The organism is Sanyastnella coralliicola, from assembly GCF_030845195.1.
Taxonomy (GTDB): Bacteria; Bacteroidota; Bacteroidia; order Flavobacteriales_D; family Sanyastnellaceae; genus Sanyastnella; species Sanyastnella coralliicola.
The window spans coordinates 1,817,276-1,835,585 of the sequence record NZ_CP132543.1 but is presented as its reverse complement, the minus strand read 5'-3'; the positions used below and the strand labels follow the sequence as shown (position 1 = coordinate 1,835,585).

General features: G+C 45.4%; 14 protein-coding genes. 2 read left to right on the top strand and 12 right to left on the bottom strand.

From position 1 onward, the window contains the following. Positions 1 to 7 precede the first annotated feature (7 nt). Positions 8 to 2,599: a zinc-dependent metalloprotease gene (locus tag RA156_RS07745; RefSeq protein WP_306644000.1), complete on the bottom strand. Its 2,592-nt coding sequence runs from the start codon at positions 2,597 to 2,599 to the stop codon at positions 8 to 10. A 191-nt stretch (positions 2,600 to 2,790) separates the two neighbouring features. Here RA156_RS07745 and RA156_RS07740 point away from each other — a divergent pair, with 191 nt between their 5' ends. Further along, on the top strand, positions 2,791 to 3,873 hold the full coding sequence (locus tag RA156_RS07740) for a cupredoxin domain-containing protein (RefSeq protein ID WP_306643999.1): 1,083 nt from the start codon (positions 2,791 to 2,793) through the stop codon (positions 3,871 to 3,873). Positions 3,874 to 4,138: 265 nt separating this feature from the next. Here the strand turns inward: RA156_RS07740 and RA156_RS07735 are convergent, their stop codons facing one another. Beyond that, on the bottom strand, positions 4,139 to 4,429 hold the full coding sequence (locus RA156_RS07735; RefSeq protein ID WP_306643998.1) for a YbaB/EbfC family nucleoid-associated protein: 291 nt from the start codon (positions 4,427 to 4,429) through the stop codon (positions 4,139 to 4,141). A gap of 251 nt (positions 4,430 to 4,680) precedes the next feature. On the opposite strand from RA156_RS07735, the gene RA156_RS07730 reads away from it, so the two are divergent. Next, on the top strand, positions 4,681 to 5,850 hold the full coding sequence (locus RA156_RS07730) for a glycosyltransferase 87 family protein (protein WP_306643997.1): 1,170 nt from the start codon (positions 4,681 to 4,683) through the stop codon (positions 5,848 to 5,850). On the opposite strand, the gene RA156_RS07725 is transcribed toward RA156_RS07730, so the two are convergent. The 10 genes from RA156_RS07725 to RA156_RS07680 form a co-directional block, all read right to left on the bottom strand. Then, the gene (locus RA156_RS07725) at positions 5,801 to 6,313 is read right to left on the bottom strand and encodes a peptide-methionine (S)-S-oxide reductase (RefSeq protein WP_306643996.1); all 513 of its coding nucleotides are present in this window, start codon (positions 6,311 to 6,313) and stop codon (positions 5,801 to 5,803) included. The genes RA156_RS07730 and RA156_RS07725 overlap by 50 nt on opposite strands. Beyond that, on the bottom strand, positions 6,313 to 6,579 hold the full coding sequence (locus tag RA156_RS07720) for a hypothetical protein (RefSeq protein ID WP_306643995.1): 267 nt from the start codon (positions 6,577 to 6,579) through the stop codon (positions 6,313 to 6,315). The genes RA156_RS07725 and RA156_RS07720 overlap by 1 nt, the downstream gene beginning before the upstream one ends. 105 nt (positions 6,580 to 6,684) lie before the next feature. After that, the gene (locus RA156_RS07715) at positions 6,685 to 8,280 is read right to left on the bottom strand and encodes a SulP family inorganic anion transporter (protein ID WP_306643994.1); all 1,596 of its coding nucleotides are present in this window, start codon (positions 8,278 to 8,280) and stop codon (positions 6,685 to 6,687) included. A gap of 92 nt (positions 8,281 to 8,372) precedes the next feature. Continuing rightward, the gene (locus tag RA156_RS07710; protein WP_306643993.1) at positions 8,373 to 8,717 is read right to left on the bottom strand and encodes a hypothetical protein; all 345 of its coding nucleotides are present in this window, start codon (positions 8,715 to 8,717) and stop codon (positions 8,373 to 8,375) included. A 100-nt stretch (positions 8,718 to 8,817) separates the two neighbouring features. Beyond that, positions 8,818 to 9,630, bottom strand: coding sequence for a TerB family tellurite resistance protein (locus RA156_RS07705; RefSeq protein WP_306643992.1), 813 nt, complete (start codon positions 9,628 to 9,630; stop codon positions 8,818 to 8,820). Positions 9,631 to 9,655: 25 nt separating this feature from the next. Continuing rightward, entirely contained in the window at positions 9,656 to 10,522 is an 867-nt protein-coding gene (locus RA156_RS07700) for a TPM domain-containing protein (RefSeq protein WP_306643991.1), read from the bottom strand. Continuing rightward, complete coding sequence (locus tag RA156_RS07695; RefSeq protein WP_306643990.1) at positions 10,497 to 10,943, bottom strand: TPM domain-containing protein; 447 nt, start codon at positions 10,941 to 10,943, stop codon at positions 10,497 to 10,499. The genes RA156_RS07700 and RA156_RS07695 overlap by 26 nt, the downstream gene beginning before the upstream one ends. Then, positions 10,943 to 11,530: a LemA family protein gene (locus tag RA156_RS07690; protein WP_306643989.1), complete on the bottom strand. Its 588-nt coding sequence runs from the start codon at positions 11,528 to 11,530 to the stop codon at positions 10,943 to 10,945. The genes RA156_RS07695 and RA156_RS07690 overlap by 1 nt, the downstream gene beginning before the upstream one ends. A gap of 135 nt (positions 11,531 to 11,665) precedes the next feature. Next, the gene (gene htpG / locus RA156_RS07685) at positions 11,666 to 13,561 is read right to left on the bottom strand and encodes a molecular chaperone HtpG (protein ID WP_306643988.1); all 1,896 of its coding nucleotides are present in this window, start codon (positions 13,559 to 13,561) and stop codon (positions 11,666 to 11,668) included. Between the two features lie 303 nt (positions 13,562 to 13,864). After that, positions 13,865 to 18,229, bottom strand: coding sequence for a translocation/assembly module TamB domain-containing protein (locus RA156_RS07680; protein WP_306643987.1), 4,365 nt, complete (start codon positions 18,227 to 18,229; stop codon positions 13,865 to 13,867). Positions 18,230 to 18,310 lie beyond the last annotated feature (81 nt).

Below are 18,310 nucleotides of genomic sequence, written 5' to 3'. Positions count from 1 at the left end.
TGGAATATTATTTTCCTTCTAGAGCATCATCGATCAGCTTCGAAATGTGCTGGCGGTGAGCTTTTGTCATTGTATCTGGAGAAGATGCATTTCGCATAGAGCGGTTAATGCGGTTCAACTCATACAACGCCATACTGCGTGCATGGAAGCTGTAACGGCTCTTTTCTCCGATCGTTGAGATCAGTCTCTTCACATACAAGATCTGTAGGTTCTGACGACGAGTGTTCACCTTTGTACGTAGATCGGCCTTGAAGATCGCATCCGTAAGGTCTGTCATGTACTCATCCAACTCATAGGTGTTGCCGTACTCTTGGCTATCTACAATACGCTTCAAAACGTTCGGATGAAGCAAGTGCGCTAAGGCGTATGACTGTGCAGCCAAAATACGATCGTGAATACGCGGGTCTTCATTGTTGCCGAAGTGACCGAATCCACGACGTTGCATCATGAGGTAGCGGTACAACTCTTCATCTGCTTCGAAGGCATCAGGAGCAAAGGCGTAAGTTGCCAATCCTTTCATCGCTGCCTTCTGATCTGCTTCAGAAACAGGGGTGAATGGAACACTCTCCGCATTTTGACCGGCAATGGCACGATCGATGTGCACACCACCAATCTGACGCGTCATGACACCAAGCTGAGTTGTGTACTCTCCAGTCAGCGACATGTACGCGTTGCGTAGATCTTGGTAACCGTCACCAGCATCAGTGTACTTGTCTTTAATTTTTGGCATCACCTTCTTTACAAGTTCACAACGCTCAACAGCGTATGCCACAGGATCGCTACTCAAATCGTAGATGTTGATGTCTGGATCGATTCCACGTCCTGGAGAACGCATATCGTCAGCATCGTTACCGAACGCAAGTTTTGGATCGTGTGAACGAGAGAGGATGGCTTCTAGTCGACGCTCTTCTGCTTCAGGATCATCCAGCCCTTGTGAGTATCCATATTCGATAACCCACATATCATAGAATCCTGGGTTGCCATCGTAGTAAGCTGTTTGGTCTTCTTTGTCGTAAGCAAAGTTGATTGCTGGGTATTCCATCACAGAATTACACATTCCCATTTCAGCAACAACGTCTGCGTCTTTAATCTGCTTTGGTGTGAGTAGGGTAGAAGCGCGCATATTGTGCGAAAGTCCTAATGTGTGCCCCACTTCGTGTAGACACAGGCGGTAAAGAGTTTGCTTCACAAAGTCTTTCTCGGCGGCGTCACCCATGTTCATTGCGCGCATGGCTGCTTGTCCGAACATCATGTTACGGTGCATTACTGTACCCATGTCGCAGCGGTGCATATCAGCAATGATGTCTTCTTTCGTTAATTCTTCTTCAGCCATTTGCGTTCCAGCAAGCGAGAAAATCTCTTCACGGAACAAGCGTCCGCGAATGGATGCAAATTCGAGCATGATATCTGCTCCTAGGATTTCCCCTGTGCGTGGGTTCACAAAGCTTGGTCCGTAACCACCGAACGGAGGTTGAGGAGAAGAAGTCCAACGAAGTACGTTGTAACGAATGTCTCCAGCATCCCAATCGGCGTCATCTGGTTGCACTTTAACAACCACTGCGTTACTGAATCCAGCCTTTTCGAAAGCAACATTCCATCGTTCAACACCTTCTTTGATGATCGGACGGAACTCTTCTGGAGTGGTGTTCTCAATCCACCAAGTGATCGGCTCTACTGGATCAGAGACAGCAGCATTAGGATCTTTCTTTACCAAATTCCAACGGTGAATCATATCACGGTATGGAGTGGCATCAAAGCTGGTCATATCGTTTACCTGGGTCATGAAATAACCGATACGTGGATCATCACGACGCGGTTGGTAGTCATTATCAGGCATTTCAATCAAGCTGTGCTGGTAACGGATGCTAACGTAACGAACATCTGTTGCTGCAGAGCTTCCACCACGACGTGGTGCTGGGTTGTCGTAAACGTATTCTACCGAAATATCAGTGTTAGCTGGGTAGCTATTGATGTCAAGAATCTTCGTTTTCCCCTTGCTCAATCCGCCCAAGAAGCTTGGGAACGCCGGACTGCTTGGAGGCTTGATCATTTGGAATGTCTCGCTCAAGAAAATCTTGTCTGCAGAGACAATGTAAACCCCTGAATCTTCATCCATCGCTTCAATGCTCAAACTAGCAATGATCGGTGTGTTTATGTTGGCTTCTGCGGCCTTTGCAAGTGCATTGTTCTCATCAAAGTAGTAAGAAGTGTTCTGGTGCTTGATCTCTAACTTATCGTAGTAACGGTGGAAAGAGATCACTTTAGAACCACGGTAAGAACCACGGAAAGATCCTGCTTCGAGCAAACCATCTTCGACGAATGAGAAGTAGATGTACTCCTTATCCAGTTGATCTGCTTTTACCTGCATGTATGATTTCCCGGTTACAGTATCCTGATAAACGGTGAAAAGCCCTTCGTAGGCAGCACATGACTTGGTAATTTCCGACGGCATTTTTCCGTCTTTCTTGGGCTTAGCCGGCTCTTCTGTGTCAGCTTTGCCTTTTTTCTTTTTTTTCTTCTTTTGAGCGTCTGCCGGGAGAGCGACAGCAACAAGCCCGATGAGCATGAAGAGGCTCATTAATCTTACGATCGGTTTCATGTCTTTTGGTTCGATTCGGTTACTTAAGCGACAAGGTAGGTCTTTTGTTGCGAGACAAATGTGAAAATACATGAATGGTCTTGATCCCATTGGACCCTATTGCATTCAGCTTTTCAAATGTTGCATCACTTAAGAATAGAACAATTCACATGTTTTCAGGTTCTTACGAAAGAACCAAATAACCAGATACCATGAAATTGTCGCTTTCAGCTCTTTTCACTTTTCTCAGTCTTTCTTTATTTGCCCAGAACCCATGCAACACCGACGGCGTAGTCGTTGATTCGTTCAGCTTTGGTTACAGCCCACAGGTGGTGAATATTGAACCTGGTGAAACAGTAGTATGGGTAAATATTGGAGGTTTCCATAATGCGCAAGGAACGTTCAATAGCATCACCCAAGAGCCATACGACAATCCAGAACCTTTCTCATTTCCAGCTATTTCTGGAAATGCCTCTGGAGTTTGTATTGGGGCGTTCACCTTCACAGTACCTGGGGTATACAATTATGATTGTTCTGTAGGCCTTCATGCTATCAATGGTATGGTGGGCCAAGTAATCGTTGGTACAGGTGGTTGCACGGATGCATTGGCTCCCAACTTCAACCCTGATGCCGACTTTGATGATGGATCTTGTCTTGAAGGTGGTTGTACCGATCCTTTCGCCTCAAATTTCAATCCAAGTGCAGGCGAAGACGATGGGTCTTGTCTCTATGAAATCACGTTTCGCGTAGATGTGTACAACCAACAAGGTATTTCTGGTTTCGCAAGGTTTGCGGCTGATATCAACGATTTTGATGGCTCGCAAGCTTTGATGACGAACGTTGGCTACGGACTGAATGAGTTCACCATCTTGATGAACGAAGGACAAACAATTGAGTACCGATTTGAAGGTAGTTCTGGACTTGAAACTGTTCCCGCAGAATGTGGTGTGTCAGATGGAATGGGAGGATTCAATCGATCCTTCACTGCAAGTGCGTCGCCTGAAGTACTTGACATTGTTTGTATAGATGAATGTGCCGCGTGTCAAGGTTGTGCGGATGCCTTTTCTTTGAATTTCAATCCAGTGTCGGATGGGGCAGGCGTCTGCAACGGCGAAATCGTTTACGGATGCACATACCCTGATGCAGAGAATTACGAAGCTTCCGTGACCATTGATGATGGTAGTTGCACATTTGCATTTGTACCTGCTTGTCCGGGAGACTTCAATGATGACGGCCTGATTGGAGCTGGAGACTTGCTTGGTTTCCTTGCGGTATTTGGTCAGTCGTGCAATTAATTCATACTCAGTCCTGAGCGCACTAATTGGAGCGCAAGCAAGCATTTGCACACGTGTTCATGCGTGAATTGTGGGAAATCTGATAGCTCCTCGTAAAGCTGAAGAGCTTCCTCCATGTCATTAGATGAGCGAATAGGCTGTGCGCACTTTTCCCTCAGGTCAGTATAGTCACACTTCATAAGATTGAGAGGTGTTATTCGATTAGTTCGACTCTCAATATATGAAAATGCGAGGTGTAGGACACTTGTCCTGATTTTTATCAGGTTTACATCATACCGCCCAATAGGTCTTGAGCTTTGGATGACATTTCAGACTCATTGGCATTGTCTGCTGCCTCTATAGCCTTGTTCATTGCTACGATTAGCAGGTCTTGAAGGTCTTCAATGTCTTCAGCTACTGCAGGGTCAATTGTGATGTCTTTTACCTTACGGTTACCGTCCATTTTGATAACAATTCCTTCATATTGGCCTTCCACCGTGATGTTGGCCAAGCGGGCTTTGCTCTCTTTCATTTCTTGCTGCATCTTCTGCAGCTTTTCCATCATGTCTCCGAACATAACTGTCAATTTGGGGCAAAGATAACAAGCCTTCTAGGCTAATGACAAGATATCTTGAGGCCTAGGTTATGTCAGGCCATGTCGGCAATAGAATATGTTGATTACATTTTTTTTCGCTAGCGCGGAAACGGAAACACCTAAAACAACGATCGATAGTAAAAGGATGCGTTTCAAGGTGATGAAGATTAGTTGTTGTTAAGATACAATCGAAGGATTCAAATCCCTCTCGATACTCTGTTTATCTTCGCCGAGTGAAGCGACTTCCTGAAATCCTCATTTTCCTTGTTTGTATCGCCTACGGTGCATTGAATATGTACAATGGAAGGTTCGAAATGCGTGACCTTCAGGTGTACTATGACGCTGCGGGTCAGTTGCTTCATGGCAATTCGCCTTATGGACAAGCCTTCGGCTTGAGTTCAGGATTCTACAAGTATTCAGTGAGCGCTGCCATGGTCTTTTACCCAGCGCATCTTCTCGGTTCTTGGTTTGCATTCAGAGTCATCTACTTCGTGATGCTTTCCGCGGCCATAGCATGGTATACACCACGATGGACGGAGTCGATCAGAGATAGATTCAATCTTTCTGGAAAGTCAGGGATAGCCATTTTGCTCGTTTCGTTAACCCTTATTGGACACTTTTCTAGAGAGTTGCTCCTCGGCAATGTCAACTGGTTTTTATTGCTGCTGGTCTTAGCTGCGTTTGTTTCGCTAGCGCGGAATGGGATACTCGCAGGGCTACTGATTGCGTTAGCACTCGTCTTCAAACCCCACTTTGCGGTCATCCTACCATGGCTGGTCTTGAGAAAGGAATGGAAAGCGACCGCAAGCTCCCTTGCGTCGATTATCGTGCTCCTGATGTTGCCATCACTCCATTTAGGTTGGAGCGAAAACTTGGCGCTGTTGAATGAATGGAAGGAGGCCATCTTAGCCCATAATGGAGAACTAGGGGAGAGTCCGAACACACTGTTTGGAATGATTAGTAACCTCACAGGAATCAATGGTAGTTGGCTCATCTACAGCTCCATTGGAGCGGTGGCCATTTTTGTGCTTGTGTGGATGCTTCGAAACATGAAGAAGGAAGAACATGCAAATGAGCTCCGTTTCCTTGAATTCGCTTTTCTCGTTGCGATCGTTCCAAACTTGGTTCACACAGATACAGAACACTTTATGTGGACGATGCCCCTCATCGCTTTACTCGCTTGGCTTTGGATGCAGCTCAATGGATCTCTAAAGTGGATTGTGAGTGTTTTGTGGGTACTTGCCTTGATTCCATACAGTTTGAATACACCTGATATTTGGGGCAGAGCTGCCGCAGAATGGTTCAACAAAAGCGGCATTCTGGGTTTAGCCAATCTGATTCTAATTGTCTTGGCTATCGGACTGTACTATCGGGTTCGTCAACCACGAAGTCAACAGGCTTAAAGTGCTTGGTGTAAGCCGAACGAAGCAGTTCTAGCTTCGGGTCAATGTAACGCTCACAGAAAGGCTTCGAAGGATTCTTGGCATAGTAATTCTGAATCTCTTCACGACTAGCCTTGAATGAAACGAAAGGCAATACCTGAGTTACCGGCTCGAAACCTAAGTCCGTTTCCGCGATAGCGTTTAAAAGAGCCCCTTGATCGCCTTCATCAAAGAAGTATAATGCACTTCGATACTTATGACGCATGCTGTGGTTAACCCCAGACTGATGGGTGCGAAGATGAATTTCTGCCAGCACGTTGAGCGGAATGATCGCAGGGTCAAAGTGCACAATCACGGCTTCGGAGTATTCATCTTGTGGAGCATGAGATGCAATCCATCCTTGCTCAACTTCTGTCACTCCTTTCAAATGTTGGAATACCGCTTCTGTGCACCAATGGCAACCTCCGCCAAAGCCGATTTTCATTACTTCGTGTAGGTGAGTTTGCATTTAGAACAAGACAGCACGTCATTGGTTTCCTTCAAACGAATGCCCTCAAGATGAGTGGCAGCGTATCCTTGAATCCAGCCCAGTTTCTCATCGGCATTATTGGTATCGATCTTCTCCTTCAACAACGCAGAGCGGAAATCACCAGCGTATTCTTGATGTCCCCAACAGTTCGGGCAGTGCGTTGCAGGGTTGGAATTAAGCTTTCCAGAGAGTAGTGCTTTTGCGGCTGTCAGTAAGTTCATAATCATTTGTTTATAGCCGCAAGTTCTTTCTAAAACGACAAAGGTCGATCACGAAAATGTAGTGTTTTCGTCACCGACCTTTGTAGGGAGAATCACGATTTTAGATCACGAATCCACCACCTTTTTGAATTGCTTCAACGTATTCTCCGTTCCGAATTTGTCGAATCCAATGCGCGTCAATGAGATTCCTCTGTTCTTGGCATCGATTTCGAAATTCTGGAGGATGTCGAGAATGTCTTGATGAATCGTCTTCGTTTTCGTGGCATCAAAGACAACCGTAGAATCATCAGGAAGAAGTTCTAGTGTGTGAATGATTCCAGCCTTGTTCAAGAAGCTTACGTCTTCACTCAAGTTGATTGTGATGGTCTTTCCTTTTTCAACCTTATCTGGATCGAAGTGGTAAGGAGTGCGGTAGTTGTTCCAAAGGATTTGAGCAATCGCCACAACCATTCCAAGCGCGATACCGATCAAAAGGTCAGTCAGTACAATACCAACAACGGTAACCACGAAAGGAATTAACTGCATCATTCCTTTGTTGTACATCTCTTTCCATAGAGATGGCTTCGCTAGTTTGTATCCAACAACAAGAAGAATCGCAGCCAAACTCGCGTATGGAATCAAGTTGATCCATTGCGGGATGAAGGCCACAGCCAATAGAAGCAAAATTCCGTGGAAGAATGCGGAAGCTTTCGATTGTCCTCCTGATTGAATATTTGCAGAACTACGCACAATCACCTGAGTAATCGGAAGTCCACCAATCAGACCAGAGAGCATGTTACCCGTTCCTTGCGCAATCAACTCGCGATTCGTAGGAGTGATGCGTTTTTGAGGGTCAAGTTTATCCGTAGCTTCAACACACAGAAGTGTTTCAAGCGAGGCTACAACGGCAATCACAACAGCAGTAATATAGATCTGCTTTTGAGCAAGGAATGACCAATCAGGTGTTGTGAAGTTGCCAATAAACCCACTGAATGATTCGGCCACTTCTATAGAGACCAATTGTTCTGGATTCATCACAAATACCCCCGATGACTGGTACCATAATGTGGCGAGGATGCCCAGTATTACTACTACAAGAGGGCCTTTTACCACTTTAGTGAATGAAAGGTTCTTCATCCATTTACTTTCCCAAAGAATGAGGATAGCTAAAGAGACCAGGGTAATAAGAATCGCTCCTGGTTTAATGTGCTCAAAACCAGCTATTATCTCAGAGAAGGTGGTGCGACCATCCACTTGAAGAAATTCGAAGTCTCCTTCTGGGTCTTTATCCCATCCGCATGCGTGTGGGATTTGCTTGAGGGCGATGATCACCCCAATACCTGCAAGCATTCCCTTTATCACGGCGTTCGGGAAGTAATACCCGATGACCCCAGCTTTGATCACACCTAGAATAATCTGGATGATACCAGCAAGCACCACCGCTACGAGGAAGGCTTCGAAGTTACCGCCTAAGTCTTTGATGGAGTTGGCTACAATAAGTGCTAGTCCTGCGGCAGGACCAGATACACCAAGCGGAGAGCCTGAAATAAGAGCTACTACAGTACCACCAACGATACCTGCAATAATTCCAGCGAAAAGGGGAGCGTCAGAGGCAAGTGCAATACCCAGACACAAAGGGAGTGCAACGAGAAATACTACGACCGCTGCAGGAAGATCAGATTTGAGGTTCGAAAAGAACCCGCCAGTTTGTTTTGGAGTCATTTGAAAATGGATTGACACCCATAAGGGTGAAATCAGAAGTATGGTGTTAAATGGAAACGCTTAATCCTGCGCATCAAAGGATAAAGTATAACCTAGCACTCGGGAGGAGGGGTCAAGACTTCATTGGCGTGTGCAAGCTCTTGAACGTCACCTGCACAACATTCAGGAATGAGCTCTTGGTGAAACTCATGATCAGCAAAGTAAGATAGGAAGTGATGCGTGATGTCGTCTACTTCTTCGGTTTCCTTTTCGGAATCAATGTCTGTTTCGCACTCGACTAATTCAGCAAGGTACTCATCATGATGCATGATTGAGGCGGATAGCTGAGCAAAAGCCACCACAAAAAGCATCAACAAAGCGATGGCTGAACAGGTGCGAGAATTGAGTCCGGAAGAAGCTTGCATAGGCATCATCTGCGAGCTAAAATAAGAAGTCATCAGGTCATTTACATCACTTATGACTTCTATTTATAAAGATTTATGCAATGAAAAAGGTCGACCATAGGCCGACCTCATTCATTAGTAGTAGAGTAGGGGATTACTTCATCCCTCGTGTTTCTTTGATCATCTCATAGGCTTCTTGTGCCTTGATGAACTTCTCTTTGGCCATTTCTTGGTACTCTTCACCTAGGCCTCTATTCTTATCTGGATGGTACTTACGTGCCATTCTGCGGTAGGCTGATTTCACTTCTTGATCAGTGGCTGTTTTATTGATTTCAAGAATGGTGTAGGCGTCATCAAGCGCCTGTGCCTTGGTACGTGTGCGGAAACGAGAGCGGTAATTTGAACGCGAAGAGCGTTGGTATTCACGACCACGTGAGCTGGCATGGAACATGGCCTTGATGCTCTCGAAGTCTTTGTTTGAGATCCCCATCCACATGGCCATGTTGCGCAACAACTCTAGTTCTCTTTTGTCGAGGTCATCGTCTGCGTAAGCAATGCCGAAGAGGTACTGCAACAACAAGATCCGGTTGTGATGCTCCATGTAATAGCGAATCTGTTCCGCCATTTTCCGAAGATCGATGTCTTGCTTAAGCACTTCACGTAGTGCCTTTATATGGTGCTCAGCTACACGTTTCCCAAAGTTGTTCAAGAAGAACTCCTTCACATAATTGAGTTCGCTTTTTAGCACTTTACCATCGGCCTTCATGATACCCGCTGACAAAGCGATCAAACTCGCTGCGAAGTCACCTCCTTGGGTATGGTGTCGATAACGTTCACGGTTTTCGGCGCTAGCCTTTTCACCAGAATTATCATCATACATGTAGCCCATGAAGAAGCCGAATGCCGCACCAATAGGTCCTCCTACTGCCCAGCCCAAAGCTCCTCCGATCCATTTTCCGTATTTCAATGCTTAACTAATAAGGGAATAAAACTTACCACGAACCACCGGCTCCGCCGCCTCCAAAGCCTCCGCCACCGAAGCCTCCGAATCCGCCGCCGCCACCTCCACCGAAGCCACCGCCCCAGCCACCAAAGTGACCACGACCGCCAGTGAAGTCGTCATAACGACCAGTATGTGTTTGTGATGCTTGTGAGAGTAAGGCCCATGCTGCCCAGAAGCTCATATCATTTAATCGAGCATAGCGATAAGTGCGAATGCCCATGCGGCCTACGACACCACCTACAGTGAAGAGAAGAAAGAGAATAGCGAAGATGGGAACACCGCGGCTTTTGCTCTTGCTAGAGTCGCCCATGTATTCATTGATCTCTCCCATAGCCAACTTGCTCATGACATTGACTCCAGCCACGATACCGCCGTAGTACAAGTTCTTCTTAAAGTGGGGGATAAGCTCGTTGTCAACAATTCGTTTGGCATACACATCAGGGATCGCACCTTCGAGGCCATAGCCGACAGCAATAAAGGCCTCGCCTCTTTGCTTGCTAGTTTTCGGTTTGATAGCGATGACAACACCGTTGTCGTTTTTAGAAGTACCAACACCGAGTCTGTCACCAAATTCTGTTGCGAACGCAAAAGGCTCATCGCCTAAAAAGTCAGGATGGGTGACCACCACAAAGACATTACTAGTCTGGTCTTTGATCTTGTTGAACTTGCTATTCAGACGCTGTTCTTCTGCATCTGTGAGCATGTCCGCGTAATCATAAACCAATACATAGTCTTTGGCCCGGAAATCATCATAGCTATCTGGAATATCAGCTGCTAGCAAGCTTCCGCCAAGGACGAATGTGAGAATTAAGCTCAACCAAACCCGCATACTATTGATCTCCAAAACTGATTTCATCCGGTAATTCATTCACGTCATCTTTCTGATAAGGGAAGAAACGTTTCAATTCTTCTCCAGCTCTTTCTACACCTTCACACAATCCCTTGACGAACGCACCTTGCTTGAAATGGCCTTGCATTTCATCTCGGATAGAATCCCAAAAGTTGGGTGGAACTTTGGTGTTGATACCAACGTCTCCCAGGATGGCAAACTTGCGATCGAGCAACGCGAGATAGAAGAGTACACCGTTGCGGTCTTTGGTCTTGTGCATTTCCAGTTCTTCGAACAGGAATGCTGCACGATCCATGAGGTCTTCTTTCGCATGATTATCAATGTGAATTCTGACTTCGCCGCTGGAACTCTTTTCGGCGTTAGCGATGGCCGCCAATAATTGCTCAATGGCGGTCTCATCGAAAACGTCGTAGATATCTTCAGCCATTACTCGCTGAAATTCACAGAAGGGGCTACATCCGTTCCTTCCGCAGATTCAAAGTATTCACGTTCTTCAGCGCCTGCCATTCCGGCGAAGAGCATTCCAGGGAATCTCTTGATTTTTGAGTTGAACTCCTTTACCGTCCTGTTGTAGCGGGTTCTTGCCGTTGAAATACGGTTCTCTGTTCCTTCTAGCTGCGCTTGAAGTTCCAAGAAGTTCCTATTCGCTTTGAGGTCTGGATAGTTTTCCGTGTAGCCGAAGAAACGTCCCATGGCAACACCGAGGTTGTTGTTTGCAGCTTGGAATTCACCAAGTTTACCGCTTTCGCCAGCAGCACGCATAGCGCCCATGGCTGCAGCGCGTGCTTCAGTCACGCCAATGAGGGTTGACTTCTCAAAGTCAGCGTAACCTTTCACGGTCTCAACGAGGTTTGGGATTAGGTCGAAACGACGCTGATATGCGGTTTCTACGTTCGCCCAAGCTTCGTCTACCGACTCTTGCTTTGAAACAATGCTGTTGTATGTTCCGCAACCTCCAAACATGAGGATTAGGAGAAGTACTCCGAACGAACCGGCAAAGATTAAAGTTTTCATGTTCAGTTTATTAGGGTTCTTTATGTTCTAAACTTGATTCTAAAATACGCCTGAAATCTACTGTGATACAGGCTTTAATGGCGAACGGGTGAACGACCCCGCGAGCGGAAGTCTATTCACCCGTTCGGAATGTGTTTACTTACCTAGAAGTTCAACAGAGCGCTTCACGAAGCTGGTCAACTCTTCACCTTTCAATAGGCCAGAGTTCAGGCGAGCTAGATCAGCGAGCTGTTTGACCATATCTTTTCCGTCTTCTCCTTTCGAAGCCACGCTTTCAATCAACGGGTGGTTTGAATTGATCACCAAGTTGTATTTCTCAGGCATCTGCCCGAACATGGTGAATCCACCACCGCCAACGGCTTGTTGTTCTTTCATACGACGCATGAACTCGCTTTGTGTGATCACAATTGGTTGTTCATCAGCGCTCATTGCTGCAAAGCTGACATCGAAGTTCTCCGTTCCAACCACACCTTCTACGATAGGCTGAAGGCTCTCTTCTTGTTCTTTTGATAGGAGAGACGGAAGCTCTTCGTCGGTCTCGATCAACTTCTCAATGGTATCAGCATCTACACGCTTGAATTGAAGTTCATTGTCGTGTTGCTCCAAACGTGAGACTACGTGAGATGCGAGTGGTCCTTCGAGCAGAATCACTTCATAACCGCGCTCTTCTGCGCGGGCGATGCGTTCGTGCTGTCCTTCTTTATCTGCGGCGTATAACACCACAATCTTACCACTCTTGTCTTTTTGGCTTTCGCCGATGGCAGCCTTCAGCTCTTCAAGTGTGTAGTACTTGTCTTTTGTCGATTTGAATAGGTTGAATGCTTGGCAGCGCTCAAAGAACTTCTCATCTGTCAACATTCCGTACTCAACGAATACTTTCAAGCTATCCCATTTCGACTCAAAGTCTTCACGGTCAGCGTTAAACATTGATTTGAGCTTGTCAGCAACCTTCTTCGAGATGTGCGAAGAAATCTTCTTCACATTGGCATCTTCCTGTAGGTATGAACGAGAAACGTTCAACGGAATGTCTGGTGAGTCAATCACCCCGTGCAACAGAGTCAAGAAATCAGGAACGATATTCTCAACGTTGTCTGTAATGAATACCTGGTTCGAGTAGAGGTGAATCTTGTTGCGTTGCAACTCTACATTCTGCTTCAATTCAGGGAAGTAGAGGATCCCTGTCAAGTTGAATGGATAATCAACGTTGAGGTGGATGTTGAACAACGGATCATCGAAGTTCATTGGGTAGAGTTCCTGGTAGAACTGCTGGTACTCTTCGTCAGTGAGGTCTACTGGCTTTTTCGTCCAGGCTGGCTCAGTATTGTTGATCGTGTTTGCAACTTCGCGAGAGATCTTCTTTACGTTGCCTTCCTCGTCTGTCGCTCCTTCAGGATCATCAATGGTCTCTGTTTTCGTGCCAAATACGATGGGTACTGGCATGAACTTACAGTACTTGTTGAGAATGCCGCTGATGCGTTCCTCTTCCAAGAATTCTTTCGAGTCTTCTGCGATGTGGAGTATGATGTCTGTACCCTTTGTCTTCTTCGCAGTTTCTTCCATAGTGTAGTTAGGAGAACCGTCACATTCCCAACGTACTGCAGTGGAGTTCGGCTGTTGTGAACGACTAAAAATCTCCACTTTCTCTGCTACCATGAAGGCAGAATAGAAACCAAGACCAAAGTGTCCAATAATGGCATTCTTCGCTTCGGTGTCTTTGTATTTATTGACGAATTCCTCAGCGCCTGAGAAGGCAATCTGATTGATGTACTTATCAACTTCGTCAGCTGTCATCCCGATACCGTTATCACGAATGGTCAGCGTTCCTTTATCTGGATCTAAGATCACTTCCACCTTCAATTTCGAAGGATCTGTTTTCAATTCTCCAACGTGCTTCAATGTCTTCACCTTCTGCGAGGCGTCAACAGCGTTGGAAACAAGTTCACGCAAGAAGATCTCATGATCAGAGTAGAGGAACTTCTTGATAATCGGGAAAATGTTCTCGGTTTGTACGTTAATACTTCCGGTTTGCATGGTTTAATCGCTTTTGTTGTTTGTTTCGCCTAACGGCGGAATGAACCACTCATGCCATATCAAAGTACAGACCAATTGAAGATGACATAGTTTGGGCTGTCGTTTTGGCAGAAATGAGGAAAGAATTTCCGGCGTCCGGCGTCCGGCTTCCGGATTGTGCGGCATTAAAAAGAAGGGAGATATGTAAGTTTCGAACCACGAACCACGAACCACGAACCACGAACCACGAACCACGAACCACGAACCACGAACCACGAACCACGAACTTAAAAAACGGACGCCGGATGCCGGACGCCGGAATAGTTACTGTTCTAGTCTAAAGAGCTCACCGAGACTGTCAAACTCCTGCTGATACACTACCCCAAGTCCCTGTGTATAGTTACTCTGTTGTGTATTGGCGATATCGAATTGGTTCGATTGGTTGTATACGATGACGCGGATTTTACCGTCTTGAGTGACCTTGTATTCGATGCGAAGGTCACCAATCAAGGAGTTAGGGTTTTCGCCTGCCGCGGAATTTTGAGCGGTCGCCACCCCGAAGTTCCCGCTGACGAGCAAACGGTCATTGAAGAGCTGGGTGGATAGGGCCACGGCCAATTCCTCGTTAGAGATTTCATCGCCAGGAGAGTAGTTCACCCCGATATCAAAGTCATCGGAGATTTGACTCAGCCAGTTCGAGAGCTGGGAAGTCAAAAGCTCAGTTGAGTTCTCGGCGATACCCAGACTGGTATTGGTCTTGGCAACTTCAGGAGGGGAGATGAAACGTCGAAGAACCAACAAGGCGAAGGCCTGGCGATTCATTTCTTGTTCAGTACTGATGGCCGACTCAACACGTGCTTGAGTGATCTCATCAGATGATGGGAGTTCGATGTCAAAATTGATCCCTGGTGACAGGAGCTTTCCACTGAGGTTCATGGTGAGATCTACTGGAACACGTTGGCGGTATTGATCCGTTTCGTCAGGGACAAGGTCATAAAGCGAAGTGTGCAACTTGTAGACCGCCTGAAGGTCGATATCTGCAGCCAATGGATCACCAAACCATGAGATTCTACCACCTGGTTCCACCAAGAATTCTTTATTGATGAGATTCTTAAGCGTAAACAGGTATTTACCCTGCACTACTTCAATGTCTCCATACATATTGAAGGTGCTCAAATTATTGATAACCATGTTGATATGCCCTTGACCTCGGCCTGAAATCTCATCTCCAACGAGTTCGTCGAAAATGATTCTGAACTTCGCTTCAGGAGTAATGTCTAGTTCGAAGTTCATGGATATACCCGATAGATCAAGTCCTTCTTCTTCCACTTCATCGGCATCCGGATCAACGAAAGTGATGAAGTCTTCGAAGGTGACTTCTTCAGAACCTCCGAGTGGAAGGGCAAGGGTAGTTCCTCCTTCACTGCGTGCGTTGATGTCTATCTCAAGGTTGTCTTGTTCGCCATAGATACTTACAAATCCAGTGGTTAGTGCCCTTCCAAAATAAAGGCTGTTGTCTTTTTCAGTTGTATTCAATACTAGAAAAGGCTCCTGAGACATATCTAAGAAGATGTCAAAATTCCAGTTTGTGAAGTTTTGATGCTGAATGGTTCCAGCCATATACGCTTGATTGCCGTTTTCATCGGTCACAGGGAAATCAAGCCAGAACTCGTTAGGAAATACTTGTGCTTCATTCTCAAAGTAAAACCGAGTATTCAGATAATCTACATGGACGCTGGCATCTTCGAAGTCTAGAACACCATCGATCTTAGGATTATCTACTCTTCCTTCGATATCAAGAACCCCAGATATATTACCCTTAATATCGCTAATTCCCTCATCGATGAATCCATTCAGGAAATCGAGAGACTGAGATTCAAGCGTACAAGCAATATCGATTGGAGATTCTTCTCTATCAGGATAATAGAAGCCCCCAAAGTTGATTTTCCGAAGGTCATTTCGCTCCAACTCCCCTGCAACAAGAAGTCTTCTTTCGGATGGTCTCCAAGAGGTTTCCGTTAAAATATTTCCTATCAAGTACGAGTTTATGGTATAGTCTAAGACTTGTAAGTCACTCGATATAAACGTTTTGTCGTATGCGTCTCTAAGGGTAAGTGCACCGGAAACTATCCCAGATTGTTCTACACCTACCGGAGATGTAAGTAAATTGAATGCAGACAATTGGATGTTTTGTAGAGCAATTTCTAATTCCTCACTTTCAATTGTATCAATAGTACCATCAACCCGAACAAAAGATTCTTCGTTTGCCAAATTAAAGTTCTCAATATCAATACGCTTATTAAGGACGTTGATGGTCGTGGTGTCTTTTAGCGTCCAGGCAGTTTGATCGAACCACAGAGTGGCAGCATCGAGTCTGTTGTAGAATGAGTTATTGGATTGAATGACACTCATACCCATGATTTCACCTCGGATTATATCCTCTTTTGTACCCCAATTGAGGTTAGAGTAGATTGTATCTAGCTCATTACGTACGTCAATGCTGAGGTCTTTGAATGTATTAGGACCATACCGAAAACCGTCAGTTAGGATTGAAAGATAGATGGACTCGTCTGGATGCGAAATATCAAGTGTAATAGTGTCTGCGGAGTAATCGAGATATTGAACATAGTCTGAAGAGAAGGTTGCTTCAAATTCCTCATTTTCATCATTCATCAACAGACTAAACCGGGTCCCACTGGCTAAATTTAACTCAGGAATAAACACTTCTGAGACAAGTTCGAAATTGTGAATATTCAGTGTTAAAGAGAAATCCTCTTTACCTCTAGTAATTGACTGATCTGTTTTAATTTGAGGAATAATATCTGCTATAATTTTTTGAGCTCCAGAGGTAAGTCCTTGAAAGTCAAATTTACCTTCGAGTTTCCCGCTGGCTACGTCTGATTCAAGCACGAACTTTTTACCAAATTTCCCCTGTGAAACATTTAAATCAAGATCAGCGATAGGGTATTCATTTCTAAGTGTGCAGAATAGAATATTTTCCCCGGAGATAGATCCATTTACAGAGTTGATGTTCCTGCCTTGCCCTTTAATTCTAAAATCGCCACTCAGCGATGTATAATCCGAGAGCTGAATTAAATTGAGCTTTACTGGATTTAAGTGGGTTATCGAAGTATAAAAGTCCATCTTCGGCACTGGACCGCCAAAGTCGATGAGACCGTCAAATGAAAGCTGTGCATTTTCGTCGTTCAAGAATAATTCGCCATTAAAGAAGCCTTGACGAAATGACCCCGTTGTGACGACATTTTTGTACGAATAACCCAACACGTCGATCTTTCCAATTTTACCATCTATCGATACGTCTAAGTCTTCTCGAGTCAAACCACTTCCTTCGACAAAAAAATCTGAAGTCAATTTCCCAAGATCAGGGGAGTTGTAAAATTTCTTGAGGTCGAACTTCTTGGTAGAGAGACTCCCTTTGTATGCAAAGGTCTTTTCTGATTCATAGAATTCAATATCTGAATTGACTTGTCCGAGTGCGGTATTCAGTTCTCCAAAGGCAACGAAGTCGGTTAAGAAGCCAGTGAACTTACCGGTGAAGGAGATCGTTCCCAACTGCTGAAAGTTGTTGGGCGTTTGAAGCGTCTTGTTAGAAGAGAAGGGAGGAAGTGGAATTTGATCTAACTCAGACTTCACGCTCTGAACTTCTTTTACTGTGAGGTCAATGAATGTCTGGTCAATCTCAGGGAGGCCTGCCAAGTCAACGTTTCCTTTAAACCATGTGTTGTCGTCAATTCCGACAAACAGATTTCGTCCTTTTAAGTTCGATACGCGTCCACGCACTAAACCTTCAAATTCAACGGAACGATCGAGACCAGCTAACTCTGTAGTGAAATAAGCAATGTCAGCGAAGTGAACTGTTGAACGATCGAACTCCCCGCGCATTGTTACCCGGTTATTAAAGTCGCCGTAATAAGACCACTCTTCGGCGACCAGTTCATACGAGCCGACGATCGATGAGCGTGGCGTATTCAAGGTCATTTGATCAATGCGCAAGGTGTCTTCCCGCATCTTAAAGTGACCTTGGAGTAAGTCGAGATCAAACCCAGATTGTTCAATAAAGGTGAGCTTATTGATGTCGGCATCAATGCCTGAACTGTCAAACTTGAAGGTGGTGATATCGGTTGATATATCTCTGATATCCAAATGATTGAAGTCAACGATCGAATCTATTGGTTCAAAGTTGTAGTCGTGGAAGCTAAAATGTGTTCTTTCGAGTTGAAAGTCACTCACTTTAATAACTGGAGTGGTAGAGGAGTCACTCGATTCCGCGCTAGCGAAATAGTCAAGTAGAGGATCAAGATTGGTAAGGCTATCACCCTTTAAAATGGTCAGGTGAAAGTGAGCACTTTCGAGCTGAACACTGTGTGCTTCGATCTCACCTTCAAGGTATTTCGACCCAAGTGCACCCACCGCAATTTCATCAGCGCTGAGAAGGGTGTCTCCTGCAAGGTCAAAGCAGATAACGTCGTCGAAGACGAACTCTACTGGGTAACGGACATCCACATGACCGATTTCCATTTCATACCCAGTTTCTTCGCTGATTTTGCTCGTGACCTGTCCGATAATCCATGTTTGGACTGGCGGAAGCTGGATAAGAATCCACAGCAAAACGACCAGCACAAGTAGGCTGAGCGCTAGGTTGCGGAATATTTTCCAGAGTCTCTTCACGATTCGACGAAGTTACTTGTTTCTACAAGGGTGAACGGGGAAAGTAAGTCAACTAACTACAAGTCACCTGTTAATGATTCT